At 62.8% G+C, this 22915-nt stretch carries 26 protein-coding genes and 1 pseudogene; 15 read left to right on the plus strand and 12 right to left on the minus strand.

The window, feature by feature from the left end:
• Window positions 1-6: 6 nt before the first annotated feature.
• The 3 genes from RN01_RS30660 to RN01_RS30670 form a co-directional block, all read right to left on the minus strand.
• Window positions 7-609 carry a universal stress protein gene (locus RN01_RS30660; protein WP_223277394.1) on the minus strand — a complete coding sequence of 201 codons (603 nt, stop codon included), beginning with the start codon at window positions 607-609 and terminating at the stop codon, window positions 7-9.
• Between the two features lie 9 nt (window positions 610-618).
• On the minus strand, window positions 619-1404 hold the full coding sequence (locus RN01_RS30665; RefSeq protein ID WP_017514562.1) for a helix-turn-helix domain-containing protein: 786 nt from the start codon (window positions 1402-1404) through the stop codon (window positions 619-621).
• Between the two features lie 71 nt (window positions 1405-1475).
• Window positions 1476-1805 carry a hypothetical protein gene (locus RN01_RS30670; RefSeq protein WP_223277393.1) on the minus strand — a complete coding sequence of 110 codons (330 nt, stop codon included), beginning with the start codon at window positions 1803-1805 and terminating at the stop codon, window positions 1476-1478.
• A gap of 352 nt (window positions 1806-2157) precedes the next feature.
• Here RN01_RS30670 and RN01_RS30675 point away from each other — a divergent pair, with 352 nt between their 5' ends.
• The 5 genes from RN01_RS30675 (at window position 2158) to RN01_RS30695 (ending at window position 5755) form a co-directional block, all read left to right on the plus strand.
• Window positions 2158-2622, plus strand: a complete 465-nt coding sequence (locus tag RN01_RS30675) for a cyclic nucleotide-binding/CBS domain-containing protein (protein ID WP_017514564.1) — start codon at window positions 2158-2160, stop codon at window positions 2620-2622.
• A gap of 42 nt (window positions 2623-2664) precedes the next feature.
• Window positions 2665-3270: a nitroreductase family protein gene (locus RN01_RS30680; protein ID WP_017514565.1), complete on the plus strand. Its 606-nt coding sequence runs from the start codon at window positions 2665-2667 to the stop codon at window positions 3268-3270.
• A gap of 32 nt (window positions 3271-3302) precedes the next feature.
• On the plus strand, window positions 3303-3929 hold the full coding sequence (locus RN01_RS30685; protein WP_017514566.1) for a phosphoribosyltransferase: 627 nt from the start codon (window positions 3303-3305) through the stop codon (window positions 3927-3929).
• A gap of 72 nt (window positions 3930-4001) precedes the next feature.
• Window positions 4002-5138, plus strand: coding sequence for an FtsX-like permease family protein (locus RN01_RS30690; RefSeq protein WP_024570067.1), 1137 nt, complete (start codon window positions 4002-4004; stop codon window positions 5136-5138).
• 2 nt (window positions 5139-5140) lie between these two features.
• On the plus strand, window positions 5141-5755 hold the full coding sequence (locus tag RN01_RS30695; protein WP_024570068.1) for an ABC transporter ATP-binding protein: 615 nt from the start codon (window positions 5141-5143) through the stop codon (window positions 5753-5755).
• Window positions 5756-6317: 562 nt separating this feature from the next.
• Here RN01_RS30695 and RN01_RS30700 read toward each other — a convergent pair.
• Entirely contained in the window at window positions 6318-7010 is a 693-nt protein-coding gene (locus RN01_RS30700; protein ID WP_017515197.1) for an IS6 family transposase, read from the minus strand.
• Between the two features lie 52 nt (window positions 7011-7062).
• Between RN01_RS30700 and RN01_RS30705 the strand changes: the two are divergent.
• The 5 genes and pseudogenes from RN01_RS30705 to RN01_RS30725 form a co-directional block, all read left to right on the plus strand.
• A pseudogene (locus RN01_RS30705) lies at window positions 7063-7299 on the plus strand (NAD(P)-dependent oxidoreductase); the annotation flags it as partial.
• A 2-nt stretch (window positions 7300-7301) separates the two neighbouring features.
• Window positions 7302-8201 carry an SMP-30/gluconolactonase/LRE family protein gene (locus tag RN01_RS30710; protein ID WP_017515199.1) on the plus strand — a complete coding sequence of 300 codons (900 nt, stop codon included), beginning with the start codon at window positions 7302-7304 and terminating at the stop codon, window positions 8199-8201.
• Window positions 8202-8233: 32 nt separating this feature from the next.
• Window positions 8234-9292, plus strand: a complete 1059-nt coding sequence (locus RN01_RS30715) for an alginate lyase family protein (RefSeq protein WP_128646681.1) — start codon at window positions 8234-8236, stop codon at window positions 9290-9292.
• Window positions 9293-9302: 10 nt separating this feature from the next.
• On the plus strand, window positions 9303-10595 hold the full coding sequence (locus RN01_RS30720; RefSeq protein WP_024570070.1) for an MFS transporter: 1293 nt from the start codon (window positions 9303-9305) through the stop codon (window positions 10593-10595).
• Window positions 10596-10617: 22 nt separating this feature from the next.
• Window positions 10618-11889 carry a glycerate kinase gene (locus RN01_RS30725; protein ID WP_017512367.1) on the plus strand — a complete coding sequence of 424 codons (1272 nt, stop codon included), beginning with the start codon at window positions 10618-10620 and terminating at the stop codon, window positions 11887-11889.
• 327 nt (window positions 11890-12216) lie between these two features.
• Here RN01_RS30725 and RN01_RS34185 read toward each other — a convergent pair whose 3' ends face one another.
• A complete protein-coding gene (locus RN01_RS34185; protein ID WP_128646555.1) occupies window positions 12217-12543 on the minus strand; it encodes a hypothetical protein in 327 nt (108 codons plus the stop codon).
• Between the two features lie 50 nt (window positions 12544-12593).
• Between RN01_RS34185 and RN01_RS30730 the strand changes: the two genes are divergently transcribed.
• Window positions 12594-13166 carry a ProQ/FinO family protein gene (locus tag RN01_RS30730; protein ID WP_029700283.1) on the plus strand — a complete coding sequence of 191 codons (573 nt, stop codon included), beginning with the start codon at window positions 12594-12596 and terminating at the stop codon, window positions 13164-13166.
• A gap of 119 nt (window positions 13167-13285) precedes the next feature.
• Window positions 13286-13576, plus strand: coding sequence for a hypothetical protein (locus RN01_RS30735; protein WP_017512365.1), 291 nt, complete (start codon window positions 13286-13288; stop codon window positions 13574-13576).
• 71 nt (window positions 13577-13647) lie between these two features.
• Here the strand turns inward: RN01_RS30735 and RN01_RS34800 are convergent, their stop codons facing one another.
• Together RN01_RS34800 and RN01_RS34805 are read right to left on the minus strand one after the other, a co-directional pair.
• On the minus strand, window positions 13648-14034 hold the full coding sequence (locus RN01_RS34800; RefSeq protein WP_017512364.1) for a GNAT family N-acetyltransferase: 387 nt from the start codon (window positions 14032-14034) through the stop codon (window positions 13648-13650).
• Window positions 14035-14108: 74 nt separating this feature from the next.
• On the minus strand, window positions 14109-14360 hold the full coding sequence (locus RN01_RS34805; protein WP_017512363.1) for a hypothetical protein: 252 nt from the start codon (window positions 14358-14360) through the stop codon (window positions 14109-14111).
• A 184-nt stretch (window positions 14361-14544) separates the two neighbouring features.
• On the opposite strand from RN01_RS34805, the gene RN01_RS30750 reads away from it, so the two are divergent.
• Together RN01_RS30750 and RN01_RS30755 are read left to right on the plus strand one after the other, a co-directional pair.
• Window positions 14545-15624 carry a type IV toxin-antitoxin system AbiEi family antitoxin gene (locus tag RN01_RS30750; protein ID WP_024570071.1) on the plus strand — a complete coding sequence of 360 codons (1080 nt, stop codon included), beginning with the start codon at window positions 14545-14547 and terminating at the stop codon, window positions 15622-15624.
• A complete protein-coding gene (locus tag RN01_RS30755) occupies window positions 15621-15803 on the plus strand; it encodes a hypothetical protein (protein ID WP_017512361.1) in 183 nt (60 codons plus the stop codon). The genes RN01_RS30750 and RN01_RS30755 overlap by 4 nt, the downstream gene beginning before the upstream one ends.
• Here RN01_RS30755 and RN01_RS30760 read toward each other — a convergent pair.
• The 4 genes from RN01_RS30760 to RN01_RS30775 form a co-directional block, all read right to left on the minus strand.
• Complete coding sequence (locus RN01_RS30760; RefSeq protein WP_017512360.1) at window positions 15792-16466, minus strand: trimeric intracellular cation channel family protein; 675 nt, start codon at window positions 16464-16466, stop codon at window positions 15792-15794. The two genes, RN01_RS30755 and RN01_RS30760, sit on opposite strands and share 12 nt — an antisense overlap.
• Window positions 16463-17725 carry a M20 family metallopeptidase gene (locus tag RN01_RS30765; RefSeq protein ID WP_017512359.1) on the minus strand — a complete coding sequence of 421 codons (1263 nt, stop codon included), beginning with the start codon at window positions 17723-17725 and terminating at the stop codon, window positions 16463-16465. Before RN01_RS30765 ends, RN01_RS30760 begins: the two co-directional genes overlap by 4 nt.
• Before the next feature lie 40 nt (window positions 17726-17765).
• A complete protein-coding gene (locus RN01_RS30770) occupies window positions 17766-19232 on the minus strand; it encodes an MFS transporter (RefSeq protein ID WP_024570073.1) in 1467 nt (488 codons plus the stop codon).
• Between the two features lie 1081 nt (window positions 19233-20313).
• Window positions 20314-21087 (minus strand): alpha/beta fold hydrolase, encoded by a 774-nt coding sequence (locus RN01_RS30775; protein ID WP_017512357.1) that lies wholly within the window; start codon window positions 21085-21087, stop codon window positions 20314-20316.
• 163 nt (window positions 21088-21250) lie between these two features.
• Here RN01_RS30775 and RN01_RS30780 point away from each other — a divergent pair, with 163 nt between their 5' ends.
• A complete protein-coding gene (locus RN01_RS30780) occupies window positions 21251-21856 on the plus strand; it encodes a TetR/AcrR family transcriptional regulator (protein ID WP_024570074.1) in 606 nt (201 codons plus the stop codon).
• Between the two features lie 147 nt (window positions 21857-22003).
• Here the strand turns inward: RN01_RS30780 and RN01_RS30785 are convergent, their stop codons facing one another.
• Entirely contained in the window at window positions 22004-22762 is a 759-nt protein-coding gene (locus RN01_RS30785) for a sulfite exporter TauE/SafE family protein (RefSeq protein ID WP_017513088.1), read from the minus strand.
• Window positions 22763-22915 lie beyond the last annotated feature (153 nt).

The following is a 22915-nucleotide window of genomic DNA, read 5'->3' on the forward strand; positions in this document are numbered from 1 at the left end:
AAGTGATCACGTTCCGCCGAAACCAGCGATCAGCTTCCCGCCGAAACAGGTGATCACGTTCCCCCGAAATCGCTGATCACGCGCCCCGAAATACGCAGATTGTGCCGCCGGGACTGCAGCGGCACTATCGCGCACCAGTACGACGGGTACCGGGCAATCGCGTGCCAGGCTTTCCGCAACGCTGCCCAGCAGCATGCGCTTCAGCCCATGCCGGCCATGCGTGCCGATGACGACGATATCCGCACCGCAATCACGCGCGTACTCGTTGACCCGATCGGCCACGTTTCCCATGGTCGCGAGATCGTCGATCAGGGTTTCATGATGCTGCAATCCGACAGCCCCGGCCGCTTCGGCGCCTTCCTGAAGAATGGACTCGCCACCCGCAATGAGCTGTGGCCGAAAGTCCCCGAAGTCGCCATAGCCGAAGTCATATTGCAGGAAGCTGTAATCGATGACGTGCAGGATCTCGAGTTCCGCGTGACACGCGCTGGCCAGGCTGATCGCTTCACTCAGGGCGCGGCGCGCGCACGGGCTATCGTCGATGGCAACAAGAACATGTTGATGCATGGTTGACGTCCTCTTGATGTCTTTTTGATGGTGACGAGGCAATGATCGGGCTCAGCGCGCGTCAAGTGCCTCCCGGTCCAACAGGGTGATCTGCTTGCCATTGACGCGGATGAGGCCTTCCTGCTGGAGGCGGGACAAGGTGCGGCTGACCGTTTCCAGTGTGATGCCCAGGTGGCTGCCAATGTCCTCCCTGGTCATGCGCAAACTGAAGTCCAGCGGCGAGTACCCGCGGCGCCCGAGCCGGTCCGACACGTTGAGGAGGAAGGAGGCAACGCGCTGCTCGGCGGTCAGGTTGCCGAGCAGCACCATCTGTCCAGTCTCCCGAACGATCTCAGCACTCATGATCCGGTGAACGTGCTGCTGCAGGGACTTGATCTCCCGGCAAAGCGCCTCCAGGAGGTGGAACGGAATCACGCACACGGTGCTGTCCTCGAGGGCGATCGCATCGCAGGTATGCGATTCCGTGGCAATGCCGTCCAGGCCAAGGGTTTCGCCGGGCAGGAAGAAGCCAGATACATACTCCCGCCCGCTCTGATGTGCCACGACGGTCTTGAACGAACCTGAGCGCAAGGCATAGATGTTCTGGAACAGGTCTCCGGTGCTGTAGAGCAATTGGCCCTGCTTCACCTTGCGCCAGTTGCGCACGGCCGCGCCCAAGCGCTCGACATCTGTCTGATCCAGGTTGGATGCCATGCAAAGGTGCCGCAGCATGCAGGTGGAGCATTGGGCGGTGGCCGCCGCCGGCTTGCCCGGGATAGGGCGCGAATGCGCCGTCTGAGTCAGGGGGGCGTCATCGACCGTCAGTGCAGCCGATGTGGATAGACCAGCTTCGAACATCATTGTCTCCTTGCCAGCGGCCGGCTGGCGTACTGCGGGTTCGCACGTCTGAAGCGCGCTTGCCCCGCCGGTTACAGCTCCCGTCTTTGCAGAACCGCATCCGCCATCGTCAGCAGCAGGGCGCGCAGTTCCACAACCTCGAGAGTCTTGTCAAAGCAGTACTTGCCTCCCGCCAGCAGACACGCGCGACGCATCTGTGGCGTCCCTTCGTTGGCGAGCACGATCAGCGTGCTTTCCGGCAATGCCCCAGCCAGCGAGCGAATCCGCATCAGGGAATCGCCTTCCAAAGCGTTCAGGCCGATCAGCACGACATCCGGGCGCAGTGCCATGAGTTGAGGCACATCGGCTTCCGCATCGGTCCCCGCGCCCGTCACGCACAGGCCGTCAAGGGTCTTCAGCATCTGCAGCTGCCGCGTCCGGACAGCCGGCGTTCGTTCAATCAGATACACGGTAAGGCTGGTAGTTTCGGTGCATAGCGTCATGGGTTCAGTATCGTGGTCGCCCAGTCCTTGCGAAAGCAGGCGGCGCTGAGAGTCTCGTCAGGGCTGGAGGCCGCTCTGTCAGTCTTCCCTGACGGTCGCGTGGGGTTCCGGGAGGCCATGCCTGCCCGCTCTCCCGATGCATCGTTGCCTTGATACAGAACAACCTGGGGGCCTAGGTGAGTGCCAAGCTGAAGACCATCACTCCGAGCGTTTCGCCCGACATCGGTTGGGCGTCCCGGATGGGCTCGCGTCCTACTTAAAGGAGATCGAGATGAAGGTCGATGAAGTGTTTTCCCGGGAGGCGGTGCATATCCCTCTTTCCTGCACAATGCAGGAGGCAGCGGTGCAGATGCGGGACAAGCATGTGGGCGCGCTGATTGTGACGGAGCCTGCGCCTGCGGGCGAGCGCGTGGTCGGTATGCTGACGGATCGGGACATCGTGCTCCAGGCCACCGCGGCCGTCACCGATCCTGGCCGGACGGCCATCGCGGACGTGATGACACCGGGGCTGGTTACCATCGCACGACAGGCGACCGTACATGACGCCATGCAGTTGATGCTGTCGCATGGCTTGCGTCGGCTGGGCGTGCTCGACGGGGACGCGGTGGCCGGCGTGATATCGATGGACGACATTCTTGGTGCGATGGCAGCGGACTGGGGGATGCTTGCCACACTGGTCCGCAATGAACAGGAGCGGGAGCGCACCGGCCATGCGCAGTCGCCGCTTCGCGTTTGACCCGGCGTGCCCCCTGCTGAGCCACTCTGACTGGAGACCGCCGTGACACATCCAATCGTTTCCTCGGATTCCGGCGTGGAGTATCTGAAGCTGCCTGCCCCCATGACCGACGGCGGAATGTCGCTGCTGGGAGCGTTGCATCAGAGGCGCTCCGCCAGGACCTTCGCGCCGACGCCCCTGGATACCGTGACGCTGTCCACCCTGCTGTGGGCCGCATTCGGCGTCAACCGGCCCGATACCGGTCATCGCACCGCGCCATCGGCCCGCAACTGGCAGGAAATCGAACTTTACCTCGCCATGCCGGACGGGCTCTATGTACTGGAGCCGGCTGACTGGCGGCTCAGGCTGGTGGTCGGAGAAGACCTGCGTGCAGCCACAGGGTTGCAGGACTTTGTCGCGGGCGCGCCCTTGAACATCGTCTATGTGAGCCGGCTATCGAAGCTTGACGAGACGGACAAGCCATTGCGGCAGTTCTATACGGCGCTGGATACGGGTTTCATCAGCCAGAACGTCTATCTGTTTCGCGCCGCGTTTGGCCTGGTCACGGTCGCGCGGGGACTGCTGGACCGCCGGGCGCTGGCCGTGGCAATGCGGCTCGATGCGGACCAGCGGGTTGCCCTGGCCCAGAGCGTTGGCCATTCGGGCTAATGCCGGGCAACGTACCGGAACAAGGGAGCGTCATGCCATTTACCGACAGGGCCGACGCTGCCAGGCAACTGGCCAGCGCGCTCAAACACTATGCGGGCAAGCATCCGCTTGTGCTGGCCATACCGCGCGGCGCGGTGCCGATGGGCGTCATCATTGCCCGCGCCCTCGGTGGCGATCTTGACGTCGTGCTGGTGCGCAAGCTTGGCGCGCCTGGCAACCCCGAGTTCGCCGTCGGCGCAGTGGATGAAAGCGGATGGACGTACCTCGCCCTGCATGCGGATATGGCCGGTGCGGACAGTCTGTACCTGGACTGCGAGCGCACCGCCCAACTGGAATTGCTGCGCCGTCGCCGGGCCAAGTATACGCCGGGCCGCGAGCCGGTCAGTGCTGCAGGACGGCTGGTCATCGTGGTGGACGACGGCCTGGCGACGGGCGCGTCGATGATTGCCGCCTTGCACGCGATCCGTGAACAGAGGCCCTCGCGCCTGGTGTGCGCGGTGCCGGTGGCGCCACCGGAGACACTGCGGCGCCTGGACCAATACGCGGATGAGGTGGTGTGCCTCGAATTGCCGAGGCATTTCAGGGCAGTTGGCGAGTTCTACCGGACGTTTCCGCAGGTCGAGGACGAGCAGGTGATTGCCTGCCTGAACCCCCATTGAAGGTGGAACGTGTCGTCCGAAGACTCCAATCCCCCGCATGCGGCCGCCGGTGAATCCCGAACGCTCACAGGTATCGCGGGCATCCTGCTGCTGGCCTACAAGCTCCTGGTCAACGATCGCGCCAAGTTCAGCGGTTTGCTGGTGGGCCTTACGTTCTCGGTGTTCCTGATGATCGAGATGACTTCGCTGTTCGCGGGCGTACTGAACCGCTCGTCGTCAACGGTGTTCAACATCGGCGCCAGCATCTGGATCATGGACCCGGCTGTCAACACGGTTGCCAATACGATCGGCATGCCGGACTACGTGCTCGACGCCGTACGCAGCATCGACGGCGTGCGTTTTGCGGTGCCGCTGTACTCGGGCGGGGCGCTCGTGCGGCTCCGGAGCGGTACCTATCAGCCCGTCACCGTGATCGGCATCGATGACACCAGCCTGTTCGGCCGGCCCAGCGTCATTCGGGGCAGCATCGAGGACCTGTTTGCCGAAAACGCCTTTCTGGTCGTCAAAGACGCCGAGTATTCGAAGCTGGAGAATCCCGGCGTCGGCACGGATTTCGAGATCAACGACCATCGTGGCGTGATTGTCGGCATTGCCGAGGTGTCGACCAGCGGGCTGTTTGGCATCCCGACGCTTTACACGACCTACCAGCGTGCAATCCAGTACCTGCCGACCACTCGCTACACGATCTCGTACATCTTGGTGGAACCGAAATCCCCGGCGGACACCGTGCGCATCCAGCGCGCGGTGAACCGACTCGGCTACCTGGCGCTGACGAAGGAGCAGTTCGTCGCACGGATTTCGGACTTCTACAAGTACCAGGCGGGACTGGGTACCAACATCCTGCTGATGACCGTCATCAGCTTCATTGTCGGCCTGTCGATCTCCGGGCAGACCTTCTACACGTTCATCGTGGAGAACCTGGACAAGTTCGGTGCGCTCAAGGCGATCGGTGCCAAGGGGCACGAGCTGGTGACGATGATCCTGTTCCAGGCGACATTCGTGGCGTTGACGGGATACGGACTGGGCATCGGCCTGTGCGCGATCCTGATTGCGCTGGCGCGGCTGAAGATCCCCGACTACGCCGCGGTGATCACCTTCTACAACCTGGGGCTGGCGCTGGCCATGGTGATCGTGATTGCCGGGTTCTCCGGCTATATCGGTGTGCGCAAGGTGTTGCGCATCGACCCGTTCGACATCTTCCGGGGGTGATCATGTCGGACGTTGCGATCTCCGCACATGGCATCGAAAAATGGTTTGGCGAGGGCGAGGCCCGCACCCATGCGCTGCGCAATGTCAGTTTTGATGCGTATTTTGGTGAGATGCTGTTTATCGTCGGACCGTCCGGAAGCGGCAAGACCACGCTCCTGAGCGTCATTTCAGGCATCCTGCGCCCCGACGATGGGCGCGTGATCATCGACGGCGTCGATGTCTGGCACCTCGATGACGACGAACTGGCTGCCTTTCGGCTGGCCAAGATCGGGTTCGTGTTCCAGGACTATCACCTGTTTCCGCGCCTGACGACACTGGAGAACGTTGCCATTCCGCTGGTCCTGCGCCGGTATGACTGGCATGAGGCGCAGGCGGAGGCGCGGAAGTATCTCCGGATCGTCGGGCTGGAAAACCGGGCACAACTGCCGCCGGTCAAGCTCAGCGGTGGCGAGCAGCAGCGTGTCGCCATCGCACGGGCCATCGTCAGCCAGCCCGACATCCTGATCCTGGATGAACCCACCGCCTCGCTCGATGGCGAAACCGGTCGCATGATCATGGCCCAAGTAGTCTATTTGGATGATGCGCACGTCACGGGCAAATGCCATCCTTCCCAATGAATGCTGCACGTTGAGTCAATGTTCGTTCTGCCGCGACCTCCTCTGGCCCGCGGCTTTTTTTTTGCCGTCCCTTCGGCTTCCACCTGCAGACCTTTGCCCCAGCCCCGTTGTGAGCCCAAATCGCCTTGACTGTGTCTCCGGTCAGCATGAACAGAGTCTTCGGCGGCCATGTCGAAGGCAATCCAGGTGCTGTGGTATCGGTTTCGCTGGCGCCAGATGGCACCCGCCGCAGCACTTTGTCAACTCGCTAACCTCATCGCAATTGCCGATGTCTGGCTTCGGCAAGCTACATGCGTGTGTCCCATGAACGAACGACCGCTCATGTAGCTGACGCGGACATTCAAATTCCACCTCGCCATCGTCCGAGATGGGTCGGTAGCCGCCTTCCGCGTCAGAAAGTCTTTGCCTGGATAGGCGGCGGGCCGAGACAGGCCAGTAGCGCGCAAATGGGGCGTTGCCCGATAGCGGTCATTGGGCGGCGGCGTGCTACTCGTTGGTGTCTCAACCGGGTTCTGTCGCAGTAAGCGAGGGAGGACGTGAAGAGCAGCTGAGGCGCTGAGGCTTATGCTGCCAGGGAATAGAATTGCTCTGCTGCGGAGGGACTGCTCCCTTCAAGGCGTTGCATCTGCCCCTTGGCAAGCATATGCATCAATTCGATGCCGCCCAGCAGGATACGCGCACAGCGAAAGTCCTTGAACCCCAGCATCGGCCGAGTCAGGCGCTTGATGGCCCGATGGTCCTGCTCGACGATGTTGTTCAGGTATTTGACTTGCCGAACGCCGATGGGCGCTTCCCGCTCTGCGTTGATGTCGTGCAGGGCTGCCAGGTTAGTCGGACTGCCGTCGATGGTGACCGTTTCAGGCTGGCCGTGCTGGGCGATGGCCTTCTCGAAGAAACGCCGCGCTGCAGCCTTGTCGCGCTGGGCGCGCAGCAGAAAATCGATGGTATGGCCCGCCTTGTCGACCGCCCGGTACAGGTACTTCCACTGGCCGCGCACCAGGATGTAGGTCTCGTCCATGCGCCAGCTTTGGCCCACCGGCCGCTTGCGCTGGCGGAAAATCTTGTTCAGTGCCGGCAGTAGCTTGAGCGCCCAGCGGTGCACGGTCGAGTGGTCAACCGAGATGCCGCGCTCGGCCATCATCTGCTCGAGATGGCGCAGGCTCAGCGGGTAGGCCACGTACCATCGCACGCAGGTCAGCATCACGTCCAACGGGAAGTGCAAACGCTTCAAGACCTTCGCCACTTCCGGATTCATGGCCGATCAACCCTGCTGCTTTTGAGATCTGACTATTCTAACGGCGGCTTAGTGCGACAGAACCACTAACCGCGTCGGGCACGCCATCGTCTATGGCGTGTCGGACAATCGCGTCAAGTGGGTCGACAATACCAAGGCGGCGTTCCTCGGCTTCAGGCCCGAGGATAGTTCGATCGACTTCGAGCACCTGTTCCCCGTTTCCGCGCCGACCCGTGATCTCAATGATCCGACCCAGCGCTTCCAGGGTGGCCCGTTTGTGCTGGCCGGACCGATGGAGCCGGACGCCTGATCATGTCGACGTCTTGCAACGTGGAGCGCGTAGGCGCTCCGAACCAGGCGCCCGACGCCGTCGGTGAAAGTCCGATCTGGCGCGCGGCGGAAGGCGCGCTGTACTGGGTCGATATTCCGGCGCAGAGGATCGTGCGCCTGCACGCCGAGTCAGGCGCGCGCACGGAATGGCTGCTGCCGGAGAAGGTCGCATGCATCGCCTTCGACCGCAATGGCGCCGTGCTCGCGGGCATGGAGACTGGCCTGTTCGCAGTGAACCTGTCGGCGCCGGCATCGGTGCGCAAGCTCGTCGCACCAGAGTTCGCGGCGACGAACATGCGCTTCAACGATGGACGCTGCGATCGGCAGGGACGTTTCTGGGCGGGAACGATGGTGCAGGACATGGCCGCCGCGAATCCGGCTGGTGCGCTCTATCGCTACGATGCCGATGGCGTGCTGTCGCGGCCGGTGGTCGATCGGCTGATCGTGCAGAACGGTCTGGCGTGGTCTCCCGATGGCGGCACCATGTACCTGTCCGACTCGCATCCGTCGCGCCGTCTGATCTGGGCGTTTGACTACGACATCGATACTGGCGTGCCACGCAACCGCCGTGTGTTTGCCGATTTGCACGAGCATGCGGGCCGTCCCGACGGCGCGGCCGTCGATGCCGAAGGTTGCTACTGGATCTGTGCCAACGATGCCGGCCTGTTGCTGCGCTTCACGCCGGAAGGCAAGCTCGACCGCAGCATTCCGGTGCCCGCGAAGAAGCCTGCCATGTGCGCGTTTGGCGGACCCGACCTGGCCACGCTGTTTGTCACGTCGATCCGTCCGCCCGTCGATGCCAGCGAGCACGACGGCCACGTCTTCGCACTTCGCCCGGGCGTGTGCGGATTGCCGGAACCAGAGTACGCGGGGGTGCTGTGATCGGCGGTCACTTTTCCGATCGGCGCCGCCGCATGCTGCGCGGAATCGCCGCGGCGCCCGCCTTGATGCTGGTGGGCATGCGCGCCTCCGAAGCGGCATCGTCTGCCGCGACGTTCGCGTTGACGCCGCTCGAGCGCGCGGTGTCGCTGGCATCCCGGGTGCCGGCCGACGTCGCTCGCCAACTGCTCGCCGATGCCGATGCGCATCTCGCGCGCGGCCCGAACGTGCGTGCGGTGGTGCACACCCAGGGGTTGCTGCCGCATGAAGGCGACCGCGACGCCAGCCTGCTGTCGCAGGAGGACTGGCGGCAGACGCTGGCGCAGGCGCTGGCGTTCCGCGTGAGCGGTGTCGCTGCCTATGGCGACAAGGCTGCCGCATACATCGAGGCGTGGCTGCCGGCCTATCGGTCGTCCGCCAATCCGGTCGACGAGGCCGACCTGACCCGCTTCCTGTTCGGACTCGACCTGGTACGCGACCGTTTGCGTCCGTCTGTCGCCGCGCTGGTGCAGCCCTTTGCGGCGGATCTGGCGCAGGCTTATCTCGATTCCAGCCGTCGCGTCGGCGACGATTCCACACTGCTGAACAACTGGAACAGTCATCGTGTGAAGCTGGCAACGGCGGGGGCATACCTGAGCGGAAAGCCTGCATTGATCGCCGCAGCACGGCGCGCGTTCGTGGCCCATGTTGCCAGCAATGTGCGCGACGACGGCAGCACCTATGATTTCGCGCAGCGCGATGCCATGCACTATGTTGTCTATACGCTGGAGCCGCTGCTGATGGCGGCGTCGATGAGCAGGGCGCATGGCGACGACTGGTATGGCGCGCCGGAGATCGCCAGCCGTCTGCCGATGGCGCTGCAATGGCTGGCACCATACGCACGCGGCGAGCGTGAGCATGAGGAGTTCGTGCGCAGCACCGTCAAGTTCGACGCTAGACGTGCTGCCGCACAGGTGAAGGGTTACTCCGGTCTCTGGCGGCCGGCCGAGGCGGCGGACCTGTACTGTATTGCGGCGCATCTGGAAGCGCAATTCGCCCCGTTGGCGGCCCGGTTCCAGGCCCGGCCGACGACGGCGGCGCTGTTTGCAGGGTAGGAAGAAGGACATGCAACTGAAGATCAAAGGACTCAGGTGGTGGATGATCGGCCTGCTCACGCTGGGCACGGTCATGAACTACCTGGCGCGCAGTTCGTTGAGTGTGGCGGCGCCGACCGTCATGCAGGCGCTGCAGATCGATACGCATCACTATGGCTGGATCACGGGCGCGTTCCTGCTCATGTACCCGATCGGCGCACCGCTGACCGGCTACCTGATGGACCGCATCGGCCTTCGCGTCGGCTTCCTGGTATGTGGCGTGGCATGGTCGCTGATCTGCATGGCCCACGGCTTCGTGAGCGGCTGGATCGGGCTGCTGGTGTTGCGCGGCCTGTTGGGCCTGGCCGAATCCGCGTTCATTCCCGCGGGCATGCGCGCCACGGCGTACTGGTTCCCGGCGCGCGAGCGTGGCTTTGCCGCCGGCGTGTTCAACCTGGGCGCGTCGCTTGGTGCAATCGTCGCGCCGCCGCTGATCGCGTGGTCGATCTTCCGTTTCAGCTGGGAGGCCGCCTTTCTGATCGCCGGTGGCCTGAGCCTGGGCTGGGCCGTGCTGTGGCTGCTGTTCTATCAGCATCCGGACCGCCACAAGGCGCTGACGAAGGAAGAGGCCACCTATATCGCCGACGGGCAGGATGCGCAGCCCGAGCCCGAGAAGCACGAACGCACGCCGATCAGGAGCATCCTGAAGCGGCGCAACTTCTGGGGCATCGCTTTGCCCCGCTTCTTTGCCGATCCGGTATGGGGCACGCTGAACTACTGGATGCCGCTTTACCTGTATCAGGCGCGCGGCTTCGACCTGAAGACCATCGCCCTGACCGCATGGCTGCCGTTCGTTGCGGCGGATCTTGGCTGCATGATGGGCGGCACGGTCTCGGCCTGGCTGCACAAGCGGTTCGGCACACCATTTGTCAATGGCAAGCGCATCACGTTCACTCTGGGCGCGCTGCTGATGGTCGGCATGGCTGGCGTCGGATACGTCGAGAATCCGGCCACGGCGATTTTCCTGCTGTGCCTGGGCGGCTTCGCGCACCAGACGCTGTCGATCAGCGTGATCTCGCTTTCCGCCGACCTGTTCCCACGCCGCCAGGTGGCCACCGTTACCGGCATGGCCAGTTTTGTTGCCGGGCTCGGCAATCTCTGCTTCACGCTGACGATTGGCGCACTGGTCACCGTGATCGGCTACTCGCCGTTCTTTGTTGCACTCGCCTGCGGCGATCTGATCGGCATGGCTCTGCTCTGGACGCTTGTGAAGCCGGGTGCGCTGACGCAGACGCGTCAGGCCACTGCCGCAGCACGTACCTGACGCGCCAACGGAGTTTTCAGATATGGACCCGCAAGACCTGCTGCAGTGGATGTTTGCCGCCGCGATCGAAGCCGCGCAGCCTGCCCGCTGCGTGCCGCCACATCTGGCAGGCATTGGCGCCAGGCGGCTGGTGGTCATCGGCGCCGGAAAGGCCTCGGCGTCGATGGCCCGCGCGGTGGAGGCACACTGGCCAGGACCGCTGAGTGGCCTGGTGGTGACGCGCGACGGATATGCGGTGCCGTGCGAGCACATAGAGATCGCCGAGGCATCGCACCCTGTGCCGAACGCCGCAGGTTTCAATGCGGCCCGGCGCATGCTCGATCTCGTGAGTGGCCTGGGTGCCGACGATACCGTGCTGTGCCTGATCTCGGGCGGCGGCTCGTCCTTACTGCCGCTGCCGATCGCCGGTCTCACGCTGGAAGACAAGCAAGCGATCAATCGCGCGTTGCTCGCCAGCGGCGCGACCATCAGCGAGATGAACTGTGTGCGACGTCATCTTTCCGCCATCAAAGGAGGACGACTGGCGGCGGCATGTCATCCGGCACGCGTCATTACGCTGGTCATGTCGGATGTGCCTGGTGACGATCCATGCGACATTGCCTCGGGCCCCACTGTCGGCGATCCAAGCACCTGCGCGGACGCGCTGGAGATCATCGACCGCTATGGCATCGCGGTTCCTGATGCGGTACGCGAGCAACTGGCCAGCGGCCGCGCGGAATCGGTGTTTCCCGACGATGCGCGTCTGGCAGGTAACGAGGTGAGGATGATCGCCACGCCTCAGATCGCGCTGGAGGCGGCGGCACGTGTGGCACGAGAGGCTGGCATCACGCCCTGGATCATCGGCAACGCCATAGAGGGCGAAGCGCGGGAGGTCGGCACGGTCATGGCCGGCATTGCGCGTCAGGTGAAGCGCTTCGAGCAGCCGTTCCCCACGCCCTGCGTGCTGCTGTCGAGCGGCGAGACTTCGGTGACGGTGCGCGGCAATGGCCGGGGCGGGCGCAATGTCGAGTTCCTGCTCTCGCTCGGCATCGCACTCGCCGGGGAGCCCGGCGTCCATGCGATCGCGGGCGATACGGACGGTGTCGATGGCCTCGAGGAGATCGCCGGCGCGCTGCTTGCGCCGGACACGCTGACCCGTGCGCTGGCCGCCGGCATCCACCCGATTGCCGCACTCGAGAACAACGACGGCCACGGATTTTTCGGCGCGTTGGGCGATTCCGTGATCACCGGCCCAACGTTGACCAACGTCAACGATTTTCGCGCGATGCTAGTGCTTGGCTCAGACGCTACTTGAATGTCTCCGCTCAGTAAGCAATCACCTGTTTCACCGGTCACGGCGGTTTGCAGGCGAGTCTAAGCGAGGACAGTACTCATGTCTGGTCGTCTAGCATCTGCTCCCAGCCCGTTTCAGACGAACACTTTACGTTGGGCCCTGTAGGTCTCTGACTGGATGCTAAGCAGCCGTTCAAGGAAACAATAGCGGGTGACAGCTTCTGGCCGGTCGCTGCCGTCCGCCCACGCCAGGACCGCGGCTGTCTGATCGGCGGACTCGGGCGATGGGCGCCGGGTCTGACCGTTGCGGAGTTTTCTGGGCACTGGCTCTGATTCCAACTCTGCCACTTCAGGTCAGCACCACCGCCCTACAGATCCCCATCAACGCTGCACCGCAAAAAATACGCCTGGCGAGCATGTAACCTAGATTCGGTTCGTGCAATTTTCGGCCGCCCCAACTGTGCAAGTTTCGATTGGCGTTGACACTTTCGGTGCATTTTCTGGCGATTTTCCCTAAAAAATCCATGTCTATCAATGGCTTATAAGGACACAGAGCGCACGAGATCCATTGCGCCGAAATGCTTTGCTGCAGGCGGGTGTGCGCTCTGTCAGCGCCATTTTTCGCAGGGAAAGTACGATCACCCCGGGAACGACGACCACTTACGGTTCGTGCCATGATTTTCTCCGTTACGCGTCTTAACGCCGCAGCTAACCAAGCATCAAGCGATGGGCTTTGAACAACTCGCCGCGCTGAAGGCGCAGCTGGCCAGCCGCGCGGCGGCCTCCCCGATTGCTTCGACCGCCCGCCCGTCCGGGGCGCCATCCACTGAACGGGCCGAAGACGCGTGCCATGCTGCGGCCGCCGCGCAGACGCTCGGATCGGCCGATGGGCACGCCAAGGCCATTCGGGGTGTCGCGCCAAGGGGGGCTACGACACCCGATCCAGCGCTGGGCGCGGCCATCGGCCGCCTGCAGAAGCGCTTTCCGTTGGCGTTTCCGCGTCACCCGGCACCCAAGGTGGCGCTGAAGGTTGGCATCCTCGCCGACCTGCAGGCGCACGCGCCGGCACTCGGTCTGACCGAGCCGGTACTGCGCGCGGCGCTCGGCGCCTGGTGCCAGGGGCAACGCTACTGGGCGAGCCTGCAGGCAGGCGTCGCGCGCGTGGATCTGGCCGGTGTCCCCACGGCCCAAGTCAGCGAGTCCGAGGCAAAATGGGCGCGCCAACAGGGGGGAAGGGCGCGCCGCGAGACGCGGAGGGCCTCACCGGCAACGCCGCCGTGCAACACGACGACCCCGTGAGGCGAAGCGGCGGCGCGCTTGGCGGGCGTGCCTGAGGGCGCATGGATGATCGCGGTGGGAGTTAGACGGGGCGCGTGCAAGTACTGTATAAATTCACAGCGTTCAGCCGAGGAGATCTCATGCAGGCTTTGTTCGCTGCCGAAGCGGCCATCCGCGAAGGCTTGCCGCCTATCATCCAGCGCCACCGGACCGTCGGCCGTCTGACTTGGCGGCTACTGCACCAAATCGAGGTCGGGATCTTTGCGGATTTGGCGGCGAGCGGCTGTCACTCCGCTCCGGTGCTTGGCATGCTCCGCTCAAGCGGGCTGATGCGGTATCCGCAGGATGAGTCCGTGGTCTCGCTGGCCGGCCACAGGGCCGTGCCGGTCGCGTTCAAGGCCATCCTAGACTTGTGGCCCCGGCTACACTGACACTCCCCGTATCGGCGTGGTCGATTCTCAACCGATGCCGCTTGCCGGCACGGTGCGGGGGAGGGGGGGGCCTATCGCAGCGCGTAGCGCATGCAAAGGGCGCCCTCCCGCGAGCACCGCTGAAAGGTGGATGAGGCACGCACCACGGCGGGTACCTGTTCCACCGGAAACAGCGAGAAGCCCCAGAGTGCGAAGTAGGCGGGGGCCGAGGACGACAGCAGGTAGGCGGCGCGCGTGTCGGCGCCACGTGCCCGGATCAGCAGGGCGGCGACCAGACGGGTGGCGACGTCCAAGTCGCGCCAGTCTGGGGTGACCGCCACGGCGCGCAGCAGGATGTCCGGGGCGTGCTGCGGCTCGGTCGCAGCGCAGCCGATCAGGCGCCCCGCGTGGAGCGCCACGTGGAAGTGCGCGATGCTGGCGGCGCCGTCGGCGCTCGGTGGGGACAACGGTGCGGACAAGCGGCGCGGTCCCTTGTGGGAGGCGGTTGGCGGGGCGCTGCCAAAAAATGGGCAAGTCACATTTCGGTGAGGGGCTACGCCGCTGGCGGCTGCCGCAACGCCACCCGGATCTGCCACGCCAGCACCTCGATCGAGCAGGTGGCCGGGGCAAACCGGAAGACACCATCCGCGCGGCGCTGCGCGAGACGCATCCAGCCGTCCGGGAAGACGGTGACGTGCAGCCAGTCGGTCAGCACGACAATGCCATTGACCCCAGCTTCGTCGATCGCGGCACGACAGGGGAGGCCCAGCGCCTCGAGTTGGCGCCGGACGGTGGCAGCGTGCACGGCGGAACTCCCTGGGCGGGTTGGGATATTCCATTGTGCGAGCACCGCCATCGGACTTCTGTGGGAGGCCGCACGCAGGCCACCATCATTTCACTCAAAATATGGCTTTTAGCGGGTGTTGAAAGGCGTAATTTTTGTGAAAATTTGTTTGGTAGATATTCATTGAATATGCTACTTTCAACGCATGTTGAAAAGTCTAATTCCAGTGAATGGCGATGACGGGCGGGCATGGTCCGCGCTGCGTGCGCTCTTGGAACAAGTTCCGATCATCGAGATTGGGGCCGTTCATGCGACTCCCGCGTCCGAAAATGCCCTGGACCTGACGGCGCACGTCCGCTGCGCGGGTCAAGCCTATCAGTTGGTGTGTGCAATCAAGTCGAATGGGCAGCCACGCTACGCGCGTATGGCGCTCCTGGAGCTGCGGGACTACGTCGGGAAAGGCGCTTACGATGCCGTACCCATCCTGATTGCGCCCTATCTGTCCCCCGCCGTCCGGCATATGTGCCGCGACAGCGGGGTGGGCTACCTCGATCTGTCGGGTAATGCCCGGATCGCGTTCGGCGGGGTATTCATTGAGCGTGAAATGCCTGATAAGCCGGCCGTAGAACAACGCGAACTCAAATCCCTGTTCAAGCCAAAGTCGGCCTTGGTGCTGCGCGCCATGTTGCGCGAGCCCACGCGGGCCTGGCGTGTGACGGAACTGGCCGATGCGACCGGCGTGAGCCTGGGCCATATCAGTAATGTACGAACAGGCCTGCTCGACCGCGAATGGGCACGCGTTGGTGAGCGGGGTCTCCAGCTATCGGCACCGGAGGCGTTGCTCGACGCGTGGAAGGCCGCCTACGCGGCCCCGGCCGGAGAAAGCCGGCGCTTCTACACGCCGCTGCACGGTAAAGCCTTCGAGGACGCTGCACGGAGTGCACTGAGTTTGCAGGGAAAATCGGCGCGCGCGGTCTTTGCCTCGTTTTCCGCAGCGAACTGGCTGGCGCCCTATGGACGGACCGGCACACAATACTTCTATGCTGACCGCCTCGGACTGGAACAGCTTCAGGCAGCCCTGCGCCTGGCTCCCGCCTCGAAAGGCGAAAATGTGGTGGTCTGGCTTCCGAAAGACGAAGGGCTGTTTGTCGATGCCATCGAGGTGGCGCCCGGCGCGATCTGTACGAGCCCAGTCCAGACCTACCTGGATCTCTCCCTCTCCGGGGAGCGGGGCGAGGAGGCCGCCGAGCACCTTCGCCGCGAACTACTCGATCTAGCCCAATGACACCTACTGAACCGCAATCTGCGACCGACTACGATGATCGCACCACGCAGGCCGTCAAGGCGGTCTTGGTGGAGATGGGCCAAATTCTTGGCAGCTATCGGGGCAAGTTCGCCGTCATCGGCGGTGCCGTCCCATGGTTGTTGCTTGCCAACGACGACGTACGCTTATCACTTGTCTGATCCGCTCCCACTGCCATCATGCCCGCGAGAATGCGGCAGATTCCAGTTGTAGCGCAGGGAGAGGTAACGCAGCGCGAAACACGCCATCAAGGCGGCCCAGGTCCGCCCACTGGACACCCATCCCAGGCGCTCGCCGGACACCTCGATGACGGCACCCGCCAGAGCCGCTGACGCATAGACCTCGCGTCGAAGAATCATCGGCACCCGATTGAGTAGCACGTCACGCGCCACGCCACCACCCACGGCGGTAACTACGCCGAGAATCACTGCCACCTCGGCGTTATGGCCAAAAATCAACGCCTTCTGCGCGCCGGTCACTGCAAACAATCCCAGTCCCAGAGAATCGAACAAGGTCACCGGGTGTGCAAGGCGCACGACCAGCGCGCGCGCAGCGAGCACCACCCATGACGCTGCCATTGCGACGGAGAGATAGCGCCAATCGGTTAATCCTGCGGGCGGCACGGCGCCGATGCACAGGTCGCGCAGCACGCCTCCGCCGCAAGCGACCGCAAAGGCAATGACGATGACACCGAACCAGTCGAGGCCGCGGTCTCTGGCCGCGACCGCGCCGCTGAAGGCAAAGGCAAATGTGCCGGCCAGATCGAGAAACGTGAACAGACGGTGGTCATTCAGGCCGGCAAGGGCCAATTCGTGGACGTTCATACACTGGGACACAACCACGCGCTGGCGGCCGTCAGCATGGCCTCCAAGCCGGTCTCGAGCGTCGGATGGATCTGCGGCGCGAACTTCGGTGAGTGGTTGCTAGGGATTTTGTTGATGGTCCTCTCCTGTTTGGCCTTCGCGTACACCTCCGGGTTGGTACCACCGACGAACCAGAATACATAGGGCACGCCCCAAGTGCGACCGAAGATGCTGAAGTCTTCGCTGGCCGATGCCGGACCGGGTGCCTGCGACGCCTTCTCGCCAAACTGGTGGTCGAAGGCCTGCGCCACCTTTTGCGTGGCGGCCAGATCGTTCTCGGTCAACGGGTAGCTGTTGATCGTGGTGAACTCGGGCGGACGCTCGGCACCGGAGGCATCACACTCGGCGCAACAGATGCGGCGGATCGAATTAAGCATGTATTCGCGCGTGTCCTCACTGAAGGTGCGCATGTTCAGCTTGATGGTGGCGTCGTCGGGGATGATGTTCTCCTTGGTACCGGCCTGCAACGAGCCGATTGTGAGCACCGCCGGTTCGGTCGGCGCGATTTCCCTAGAGACAATGGTCTGCAGGCGCAACGTGGTCGCTGCTGCCATGATGACCGGATCGATCGAGGTTTGCGGTTGAGAGCCGTGCGAACCGCGCCCGAACAGCTTGATCTTCAGGCTATCTCCGGCAGACAGCGTAATGCCGGGACGGTAGCTAACGGTGCCGGCAGCGCCGACCATCACGTGCTGCCCGAGGATGATGTCGGGCTTCGGAAAGCGGCCTTCGCCCCATTCGCCCACCATAGAGGATGCGCCCTCGGCCGTTTCCTCACCGGGCTGGAACACGATCATCAGTGTGCCTGTCCAGGCGGTGCGATTTGCAGACAGGATACGCGCGGCTCCGATCATCCAGGTTACGTGCATGTCATGGCCGCATGAATGCGCGACGCCGACCTCTACGCCTTCATCGTCGCGCGCGGTCACAGTGCTGGCATACGGCAGTCCGGTGTCCTCTGCCATTGGTAGCGCATCCATGTCGGCGCGTAGCATCACGGTCGGGCCTGTGCCATTCTTCATCACGCAGACCACGCCAGTCACGCCGACGTTGCGCGTCACCTCGTAGCCCAGACCTTCCATGGCATCGGCGACGATCTTCGCGGTGCGAACTTCCTGCATCGACAACTCCGGGTGCTGGTGGATGTCCTTGTAGAACGCCTCGAGTTCGGCCACCAGGGCGGGACCGGCGCGGTCGAGGACTTCAGTGAGGGGATTCATGATGGCTCCAGAAGTTTCGAAGTGAAGTTGAACAGGAGGTTCAGGTTTGCACCTTCATCCCCTTGGGCACCGTGAGCACGATCGAGACCGTGGCCATCGCCACCATCAGGACGTTGAAGCCCAGCGCAACGATGGCGGCTTCGCGCACGGCCAGGTTGTCCTGGCGGCCGGCGAAGGTGATCACGCCGTCGAGCCAGTTCACGCTTTCGCTGTTAGCACTGAGCGCGGTGAATATGGCGGCGGAAATCGCCACGCCGAAGGCGGCGCCGAGCGAGGAGGCCATCTTGTAGATGCCCGAACCAGACCCGACTTGGGCAGCCGGCAGATTCGAGAGCGCCGCGTCGGTCGAGGGCGTCGCATAGAACGCCAGACCGACGCCGAACAGTGTGTAGCCGACGATCGCGAGGAGCTTGTAGTCCGACAGCAGCAGGTTGGCAGGCGACACCAGCAGGATGCCCAAGCCCGTGATCAGGCAGCCCCAGACCATCGGCTTGCGCGGGCCGAAGCGTTGCAGCAGTTTCTCGCCCACGCGGATGAACGCGATGATGGCAATCGCGTAGCCCAGCGTCAGGAAGCCGGCCTGCTGGGGGTCCATGTTTCCGCCGAGTTGCACCAGTTGCAGCGACACAATTAGCGTGCCTGCTGCTCCATTGACGAGGAAGTTGGAAATCGTCGCACCGGTGTAGGTCGCGTTCTTGAACAGGCTGAAGTCGAAGAACGCATTGGACACATTGCTTTCGATGTGGAAAAACAGCAAGCCGAACACCACCGTTGCAGCCAGTAGCCCCAGGCCCGTCGCACTGGTCCAACCCAGCTTGTTGCCCTGCGTCACCAGCACCTGCAATGCCACCATGGCGACCATGAAAGCCAACACGCCAGACGCGTCGAACTTGTAGCCGCCCGTGGTTCTTACCTTGCTCTCCAGCGTGCCGCGCATCATCCACAGGCCGAGTACGCTAACTACGATGGCCGCCCAGAAGATCGAGCGCCAACCAAAGTTCTGCGACATCAGGCCACCGAAGAGTGAGCACAGGCCCGAACCACCCCAGGAACCGATCGACCACATGCTGATGGCCCGCTGGCGTCCAGCACCATCCCAATAGGCTTTCACCAATGCCAGACTGGCCGGCATGATGCACGCGGCCGACAGACCTTGCAGCGCCCGACCCGATAAGATGACTGGTGCAGCCAACGGGCCCTGTGGCGTTATTGCGACCAGCAGCGAACCGGCGATGCTTAGGTAGAAACCGATCCGAGTGACCTTCAGGCGGCCTACACGGTCGGCCAAGCCGCCCATCACCACGATAAAGATGCCCGAGAACAGCGAGGTGATAGCCACCGCGACGTTCATCACGCTCGGATCCAAGCCGATGTCGCGACTCATGTCCGGCGCAATATTGAGAGTGGTCTGGGCGAACAGCCAGAAGGCCACGACGCCCATGATGATGCCGAGAAGCAGCCGATCGTTGCCCTCGTACACCACCTCGGACTCAACATTGGCATCCATGCCGCTCACCATTGCGCCTGAAAACTTGGCCTATCCCGACGGCCGCATTATCGGGAGGATCAAATCGATCAACACCATGTTAGTGTATTGGCGATCAATATCCCTTCGTTCGCTGCAGTCTATCGGGGTGGCAGCCCCCAGTACTCATGCGGGTTTCCGGTCGACGCCCACAAAAACTTTGGCAAGATCAACAACTTGCTGACTGGGCCATTCACTGCATCCGCAGATGTGCTGATCGCGACACGGACATGGTAGCGGGGGAGCGGATCATAAGCCTCCAAGAAAGCTTAGCAACATTCATTGAGCCGGCGAATTTCATTACCCGCGTAGATATGGTGCTGTCATATCATCCGCTTTGACAGGGCTAGCGAGTTACGCAATCGCTCAGAAGAATGGCTAGCGAGAGCTGCACGCGATGCTTGATCGGAAGCAGGTTGCGGGAAGGACGAATGGAGAAACGAGGCGGCCGGTCGCCCCAGAAGGCCGCTCATCACTGAGCACTTGTTTAGACTATCCACTTGCATTCGGGAAAACCTCCCATTCGCGAGAGCGCCCTAGCGCAAATGGTAGGTGTTAGGTCGTCCGTCACTCTGCATGGTCCAGTCGGCCGATGACGGGACGGCGTTTCTCGACGATCGAACGACCGCTTGCAAAGTGGAGTTGCCATGTGAATGTCTCGACAGCGCATCGGACGAGAGTCTCACCATGGCCGGTCTCTGCCGTCCGCCCACGTCAGGACCGCGGCTCTCTCTGATCGGCGGACTCGGGCGATGGGCGCCGGGTCTGACCGTTGCGGAGTTTTCTGGGCACTGGCTCTGATTCCAACTCTGCCACTTCAGGCCTGCACCACCGCCCTACAGATCCCCATCAATGCTGCACCGCAAAAAACACGCCTGGCGAGCATGTAACCTAGATTGGGTTCGTGCAATTTTCGGCCGCCCCCTGCCCATCGGCCCCGAATTGGCCAGATTCTGCGGTGCCGGGCAATCGGGGCAGGCCCCACTCATGAGAGTGGGGCCCACGGCGTGATTTGCTGAGACAGGCCACATCCGGCGATTGCGCGGGAGTGGCGGAAAATCGATTACTTAGACTTGGCTGATTGCGTTGCAGCCTGCTCAATCAGTTTTGCGACTTCCGCAGGATGCGAGATGTAGGCGACGTGACTGGAGCGAATCTCGATGGTCTTGCTGTCGGCCCGCTTGGTCATGAAGCGTTCCAGGTCCGGGTTGATAGCGCGGTCAGCTGTTGCAACGACAGCCCAGCTAGGCTTCGTCCTCCACGCCGCCTTTGAGATGGGAACGCCAAACGCCTTTGCAGCGGGCATTACCTGCGAGATCGCCATGAAACTGGCTTGGGGGGCAGGTACGTCGGCAGCAAAGTCGGCGTGGAACATGGCTTGATCGAAATAGAGGTATCCATCCTCAGTCGCCTTGATCGCTTTGGTTGCAGGCGGCATCTTCTTTGTCAGGTCCATGGGGCTTTCGCCGGTATCCGGCTGGAACGCCGCGACGTAGACCAACCCCGCAACTTTGTCATGGTTGCCCGCCTCGGTAATCACCGCACCGCCATAGCTGTGGCCTACGAGAATGGATGGGCCATCCTGCGCATCGATCACGCGGTTGGTCGCCTTCACGTCATCTTCGAACGAGGTCTCTGGTTGCTGTACAACGGAGACTTTATAACCATCGCGCGTCAGGATCTTCGCCACGGCTTGCCAGCCGGAACCATCGGCGAAGAAGCCGTGAACGAGGACGATGTTCTTGACCGGCGCCGGGCTTGCCGCATGCGCGAAGACGGCGGAGATGGACAAGGCGGCAGCGGCCACAAAGCGGCCGAGTTGTGATGAGAATTTCATTTTTTGCTCCAGAGGGTATTTGCAGGATGGGTGGCAAACTATGCGTTACGGGCAAAATCATCCTACTAGTAGGATGGTAAAAATTCAAAGAAATCTCACAATACGGAATCTGAGCGATTGATGTAGACTGTCCCTCAATCAACCAACTAGATGGTAGGTAGATATGACTGTGGCCGGAGATCACACGTCTGCAAGGATCCTGCAAGCCGGGCGGCAACTGATCATGCGTCGCGGCTACGCCGGATTCAGCTATGCGGATGTCGCTGAAGCAACGGGCATTCGCAAGGCGAGCATTCATCATCACTTTCCCTCGAAGGCCGACCTCGCGATTGCCGTTGTGAAGCATTCGCAGGACATGTTCGATGCGGACGTAGCGGCGCTTCGCGCCAACGGCGCGGACGACGTCGCACAGTTGCGGGCCTACGTCCAACATTGGGAACGCTGCGTCGCCGATGACAGCGCGCCATTCTGTGTTGCGGGCATGCTAGGAGCTGAACTGCCGGTGTTGCCCGATGACGTGGCGGACGAGGTGAGGGCGCATTTTGGAAGCCTCACTGCCTGGCTTGAGTCAGTCCTCGACTCCGCGGCCAGAGGCAAGCGCGTCAAACTCACTGCATCAGTGCAGGCCGAAGCCGCAACGCTCGTCTCGTTGATCTACGGCGCGATGCTGGCGGCGCGCGCCTATGGGGGCGCCGCACTGTTCAAGGAAGTCAGTGACGGCGCGTTGGAGCGGCTGGTTGTGCAGCGCAAAGCCGGCAGATCCGCGTGATGCCTGGTCACGTGATGCCTGAATCTGCTGAGCATGAAATGGCTTGAGCAGAGGAGTCGTACCGATTCAGGAGGTAGGGCCGACGGTCTCCCCAAAACGTCACGCCGACTTGGCAGTCAGGCGACTTTGTCAACCGGGAAATGACGGTCAGTGCAGATAGCCCGATGCGCCATCCCACAGCAGCTTTATGGCGGTCAACACCAACAAGCCGTAGCAGGCCCTGTACATCTGCTGCGGGTCCAACCTGCCATGCAGGCGCCAACCCAGCCAGACGCCAGCGGGAACTGCTGGGAGGCAAATCGCCATCAGCGTCCATGTGGTTCCCGCCGGGCGCGCCAACGCCAGCCAAGGGACCGCCTTGAGGAAGTTGCCGACGGTGAAGAACATGCTGGTGGTGCCAGCATAGACCTGCTTGCCAAGTCCGAGCGGTAGCAGGTACATCGCCAATGGTGGGCCGCCAGAGTGCGCCACCATGGTCGTGATGCCCGACGTCACGCCGGCGGCGACGGCCTTGGACGACGAACGTGGCCGTACGATTGTCTCGCCACCGCGGATAAACCACAGGCCCACAAAAATCAGCGTAACCGCCGCCATGACAATAGCGATCGCCCGGTGGTCCAATACCCGAAACAGCACGTACCCCAGGGCAATCCCGATCCCGAGTCCTGGCACAAGCAGGATGAGGTCGGGTTTTGACCACGTGGATGGTTTCCAGTAGCGCAGGCTGAACAGGTCCATCGCGACAAACAAGGGCGCGAGCAGACCACCCGCCGTGACAGGGTCCATGACGAGCGATAACAGTGGAATGCCAACGATGGCGAATCCTCCACCGAAAGCGCCCTTCATGAAACAGATCAGGAAGACGCCTGTGAACGTGACGAGAATGGTGGTGGCGTTCAGTTCCATGCTGCCGGGCTCCGTCTGATACTGGACTAGACAGTGCAGCAAGTCTGCTGAGCACCTTGGCATCGTCCGAGATGGAGTCCATCGTAGTGCGACGAACCAATGCAATCAAATGATTGTCATGGATACGATTGCCAGCTTCGCCCACTGGCAAAT

This window comes from Cupriavidus sp. SHE, from assembly GCF_000812445.1.
GTDB classification, from domain to species: Bacteria; Pseudomonadota; Gammaproteobacteria; order Burkholderiales; family Burkholderiaceae; genus Cupriavidus; species Cupriavidus metallidurans.

Coding starts and splice junctions, on each gene's coding strand:
- RN01_RS30715 (WP_128646681.1), top strand. CDS start 8,234: ATGCTGCGCGGAATCGCCGCGGCGCCCGCCTTGATGCTGGTGGGCATG.
- RN01_RS30670 (WP_223277393.1), bottom strand. CDS start 1,805: ATGCTGAAGACCCTTGACGGCCTGTGCGTGACGGGCGCGGGGACCGAT.
- RN01_RS30710 (WP_017515199.1), top strand. CDS start 7,302: ATGTCGACGTCTTGCAACGTGGAGCGCGTAGGCGCTCCGAACCAGGCG.
- RN01_RS30675 (WP_017514564.1), top strand. CDS start 2,158: ATGAAGGTCGATGAAGTGTTTTCCCGGGAGGCGGTGCATATCCCTCTT.
- RN01_RS30700 (WP_017515197.1), bottom strand. CDS start 7,010: ATGAATCCGGAAGTGGCGAAGGTCTTGAAGCGTTTGCACTTCCCGTTG.
- RN01_RS30730 (WP_029700283.1), top strand. CDS start 12,594: ATGGGCTTTGAACAACTCGCCGCGCTGAAGGCGCAGCTGGCCAGCCGC.
- RN01_RS30750 (WP_024570071.1), top strand. CDS start 14,545: ATGTTGAAAAGTCTAATTCCAGTGAATGGCGATGACGGGCGGGCATGG.
- RN01_RS34185 (WP_128646555.1), bottom strand. CDS start 12,543: ATGGCACGAACCGTAAGTGGTCGTCGTTCCCGGGGTGATCGTACTTTC.
- RN01_RS30725 (WP_017512367.1), top strand. CDS start 10,618: ATGGACCCGCAAGACCTGCTGCAGTGGATGTTTGCCGCCGCGATCGAA.
- RN01_RS30735 (WP_017512365.1), top strand. CDS start 13,286: ATGCAGGCTTTGTTCGCTGCCGAAGCGGCCATCCGCGAAGGCTTGCCG.
- RN01_RS30755 (WP_017512361.1), top strand. CDS start 15,621: ATGACACCTACTGAACCGCAATCTGCGACCGACTACGATGATCGCACC.
- RN01_RS30695 (WP_024570068.1), top strand. CDS start 5,141: ATGTCGGACGTTGCGATCTCCGCACATGGCATCGAAAAATGGTTTGGC.
- RN01_RS30775 (WP_017512357.1), bottom strand. CDS start 21,087: ATGAAATTCTCATCACAACTCGGCCGCTTTGTGGCCGCTGCCGCCTTG.
- RN01_RS30665 (WP_017514562.1), bottom strand. CDS start 1,404: ATGTTCGAAGCTGGTCTATCCACATCGGCTGCACTGACGGTCGATGAC.
- RN01_RS30765 (WP_017512359.1), bottom strand. CDS start 17,725: ATGAATCCCCTCACTGAAGTCCTCGACCGCGCCGGTCCCGCCCTGGTG.
- RN01_RS30720 (WP_024570070.1), top strand. CDS start 9,303: ATGCAACTGAAGATCAAAGGACTCAGGTGGTGGATGATCGGCCTGCTC.
- RN01_RS30685 (WP_017514566.1), top strand. CDS start 3,303: ATGCCATTTACCGACAGGGCCGACGCTGCCAGGCAACTGGCCAGCGCG.
- RN01_RS30780 (WP_024570074.1), top strand. CDS start 21,251: ATGACTGTGGCCGGAGATCACACGTCTGCAAGGATCCTGCAAGCCGGG.
- RN01_RS30770 (WP_024570073.1), bottom strand. CDS start 19,232: ATGGATGCCAATGTTGAGTCCGAGGTGGTGTACGAGGGCAACGATCGG.
- RN01_RS30760 (WP_017512360.1), bottom strand. CDS start 16,466: ATGAACGTCCACGAATTGGCCCTTGCCGGCCTGAATGACCACCGTCTG.
- RN01_RS30785 (WP_017513088.1), bottom strand. CDS start 22,762: ATGGAACTGAACGCCACCACCATTCTCGTCACGTTCACAGGCGTCTTC.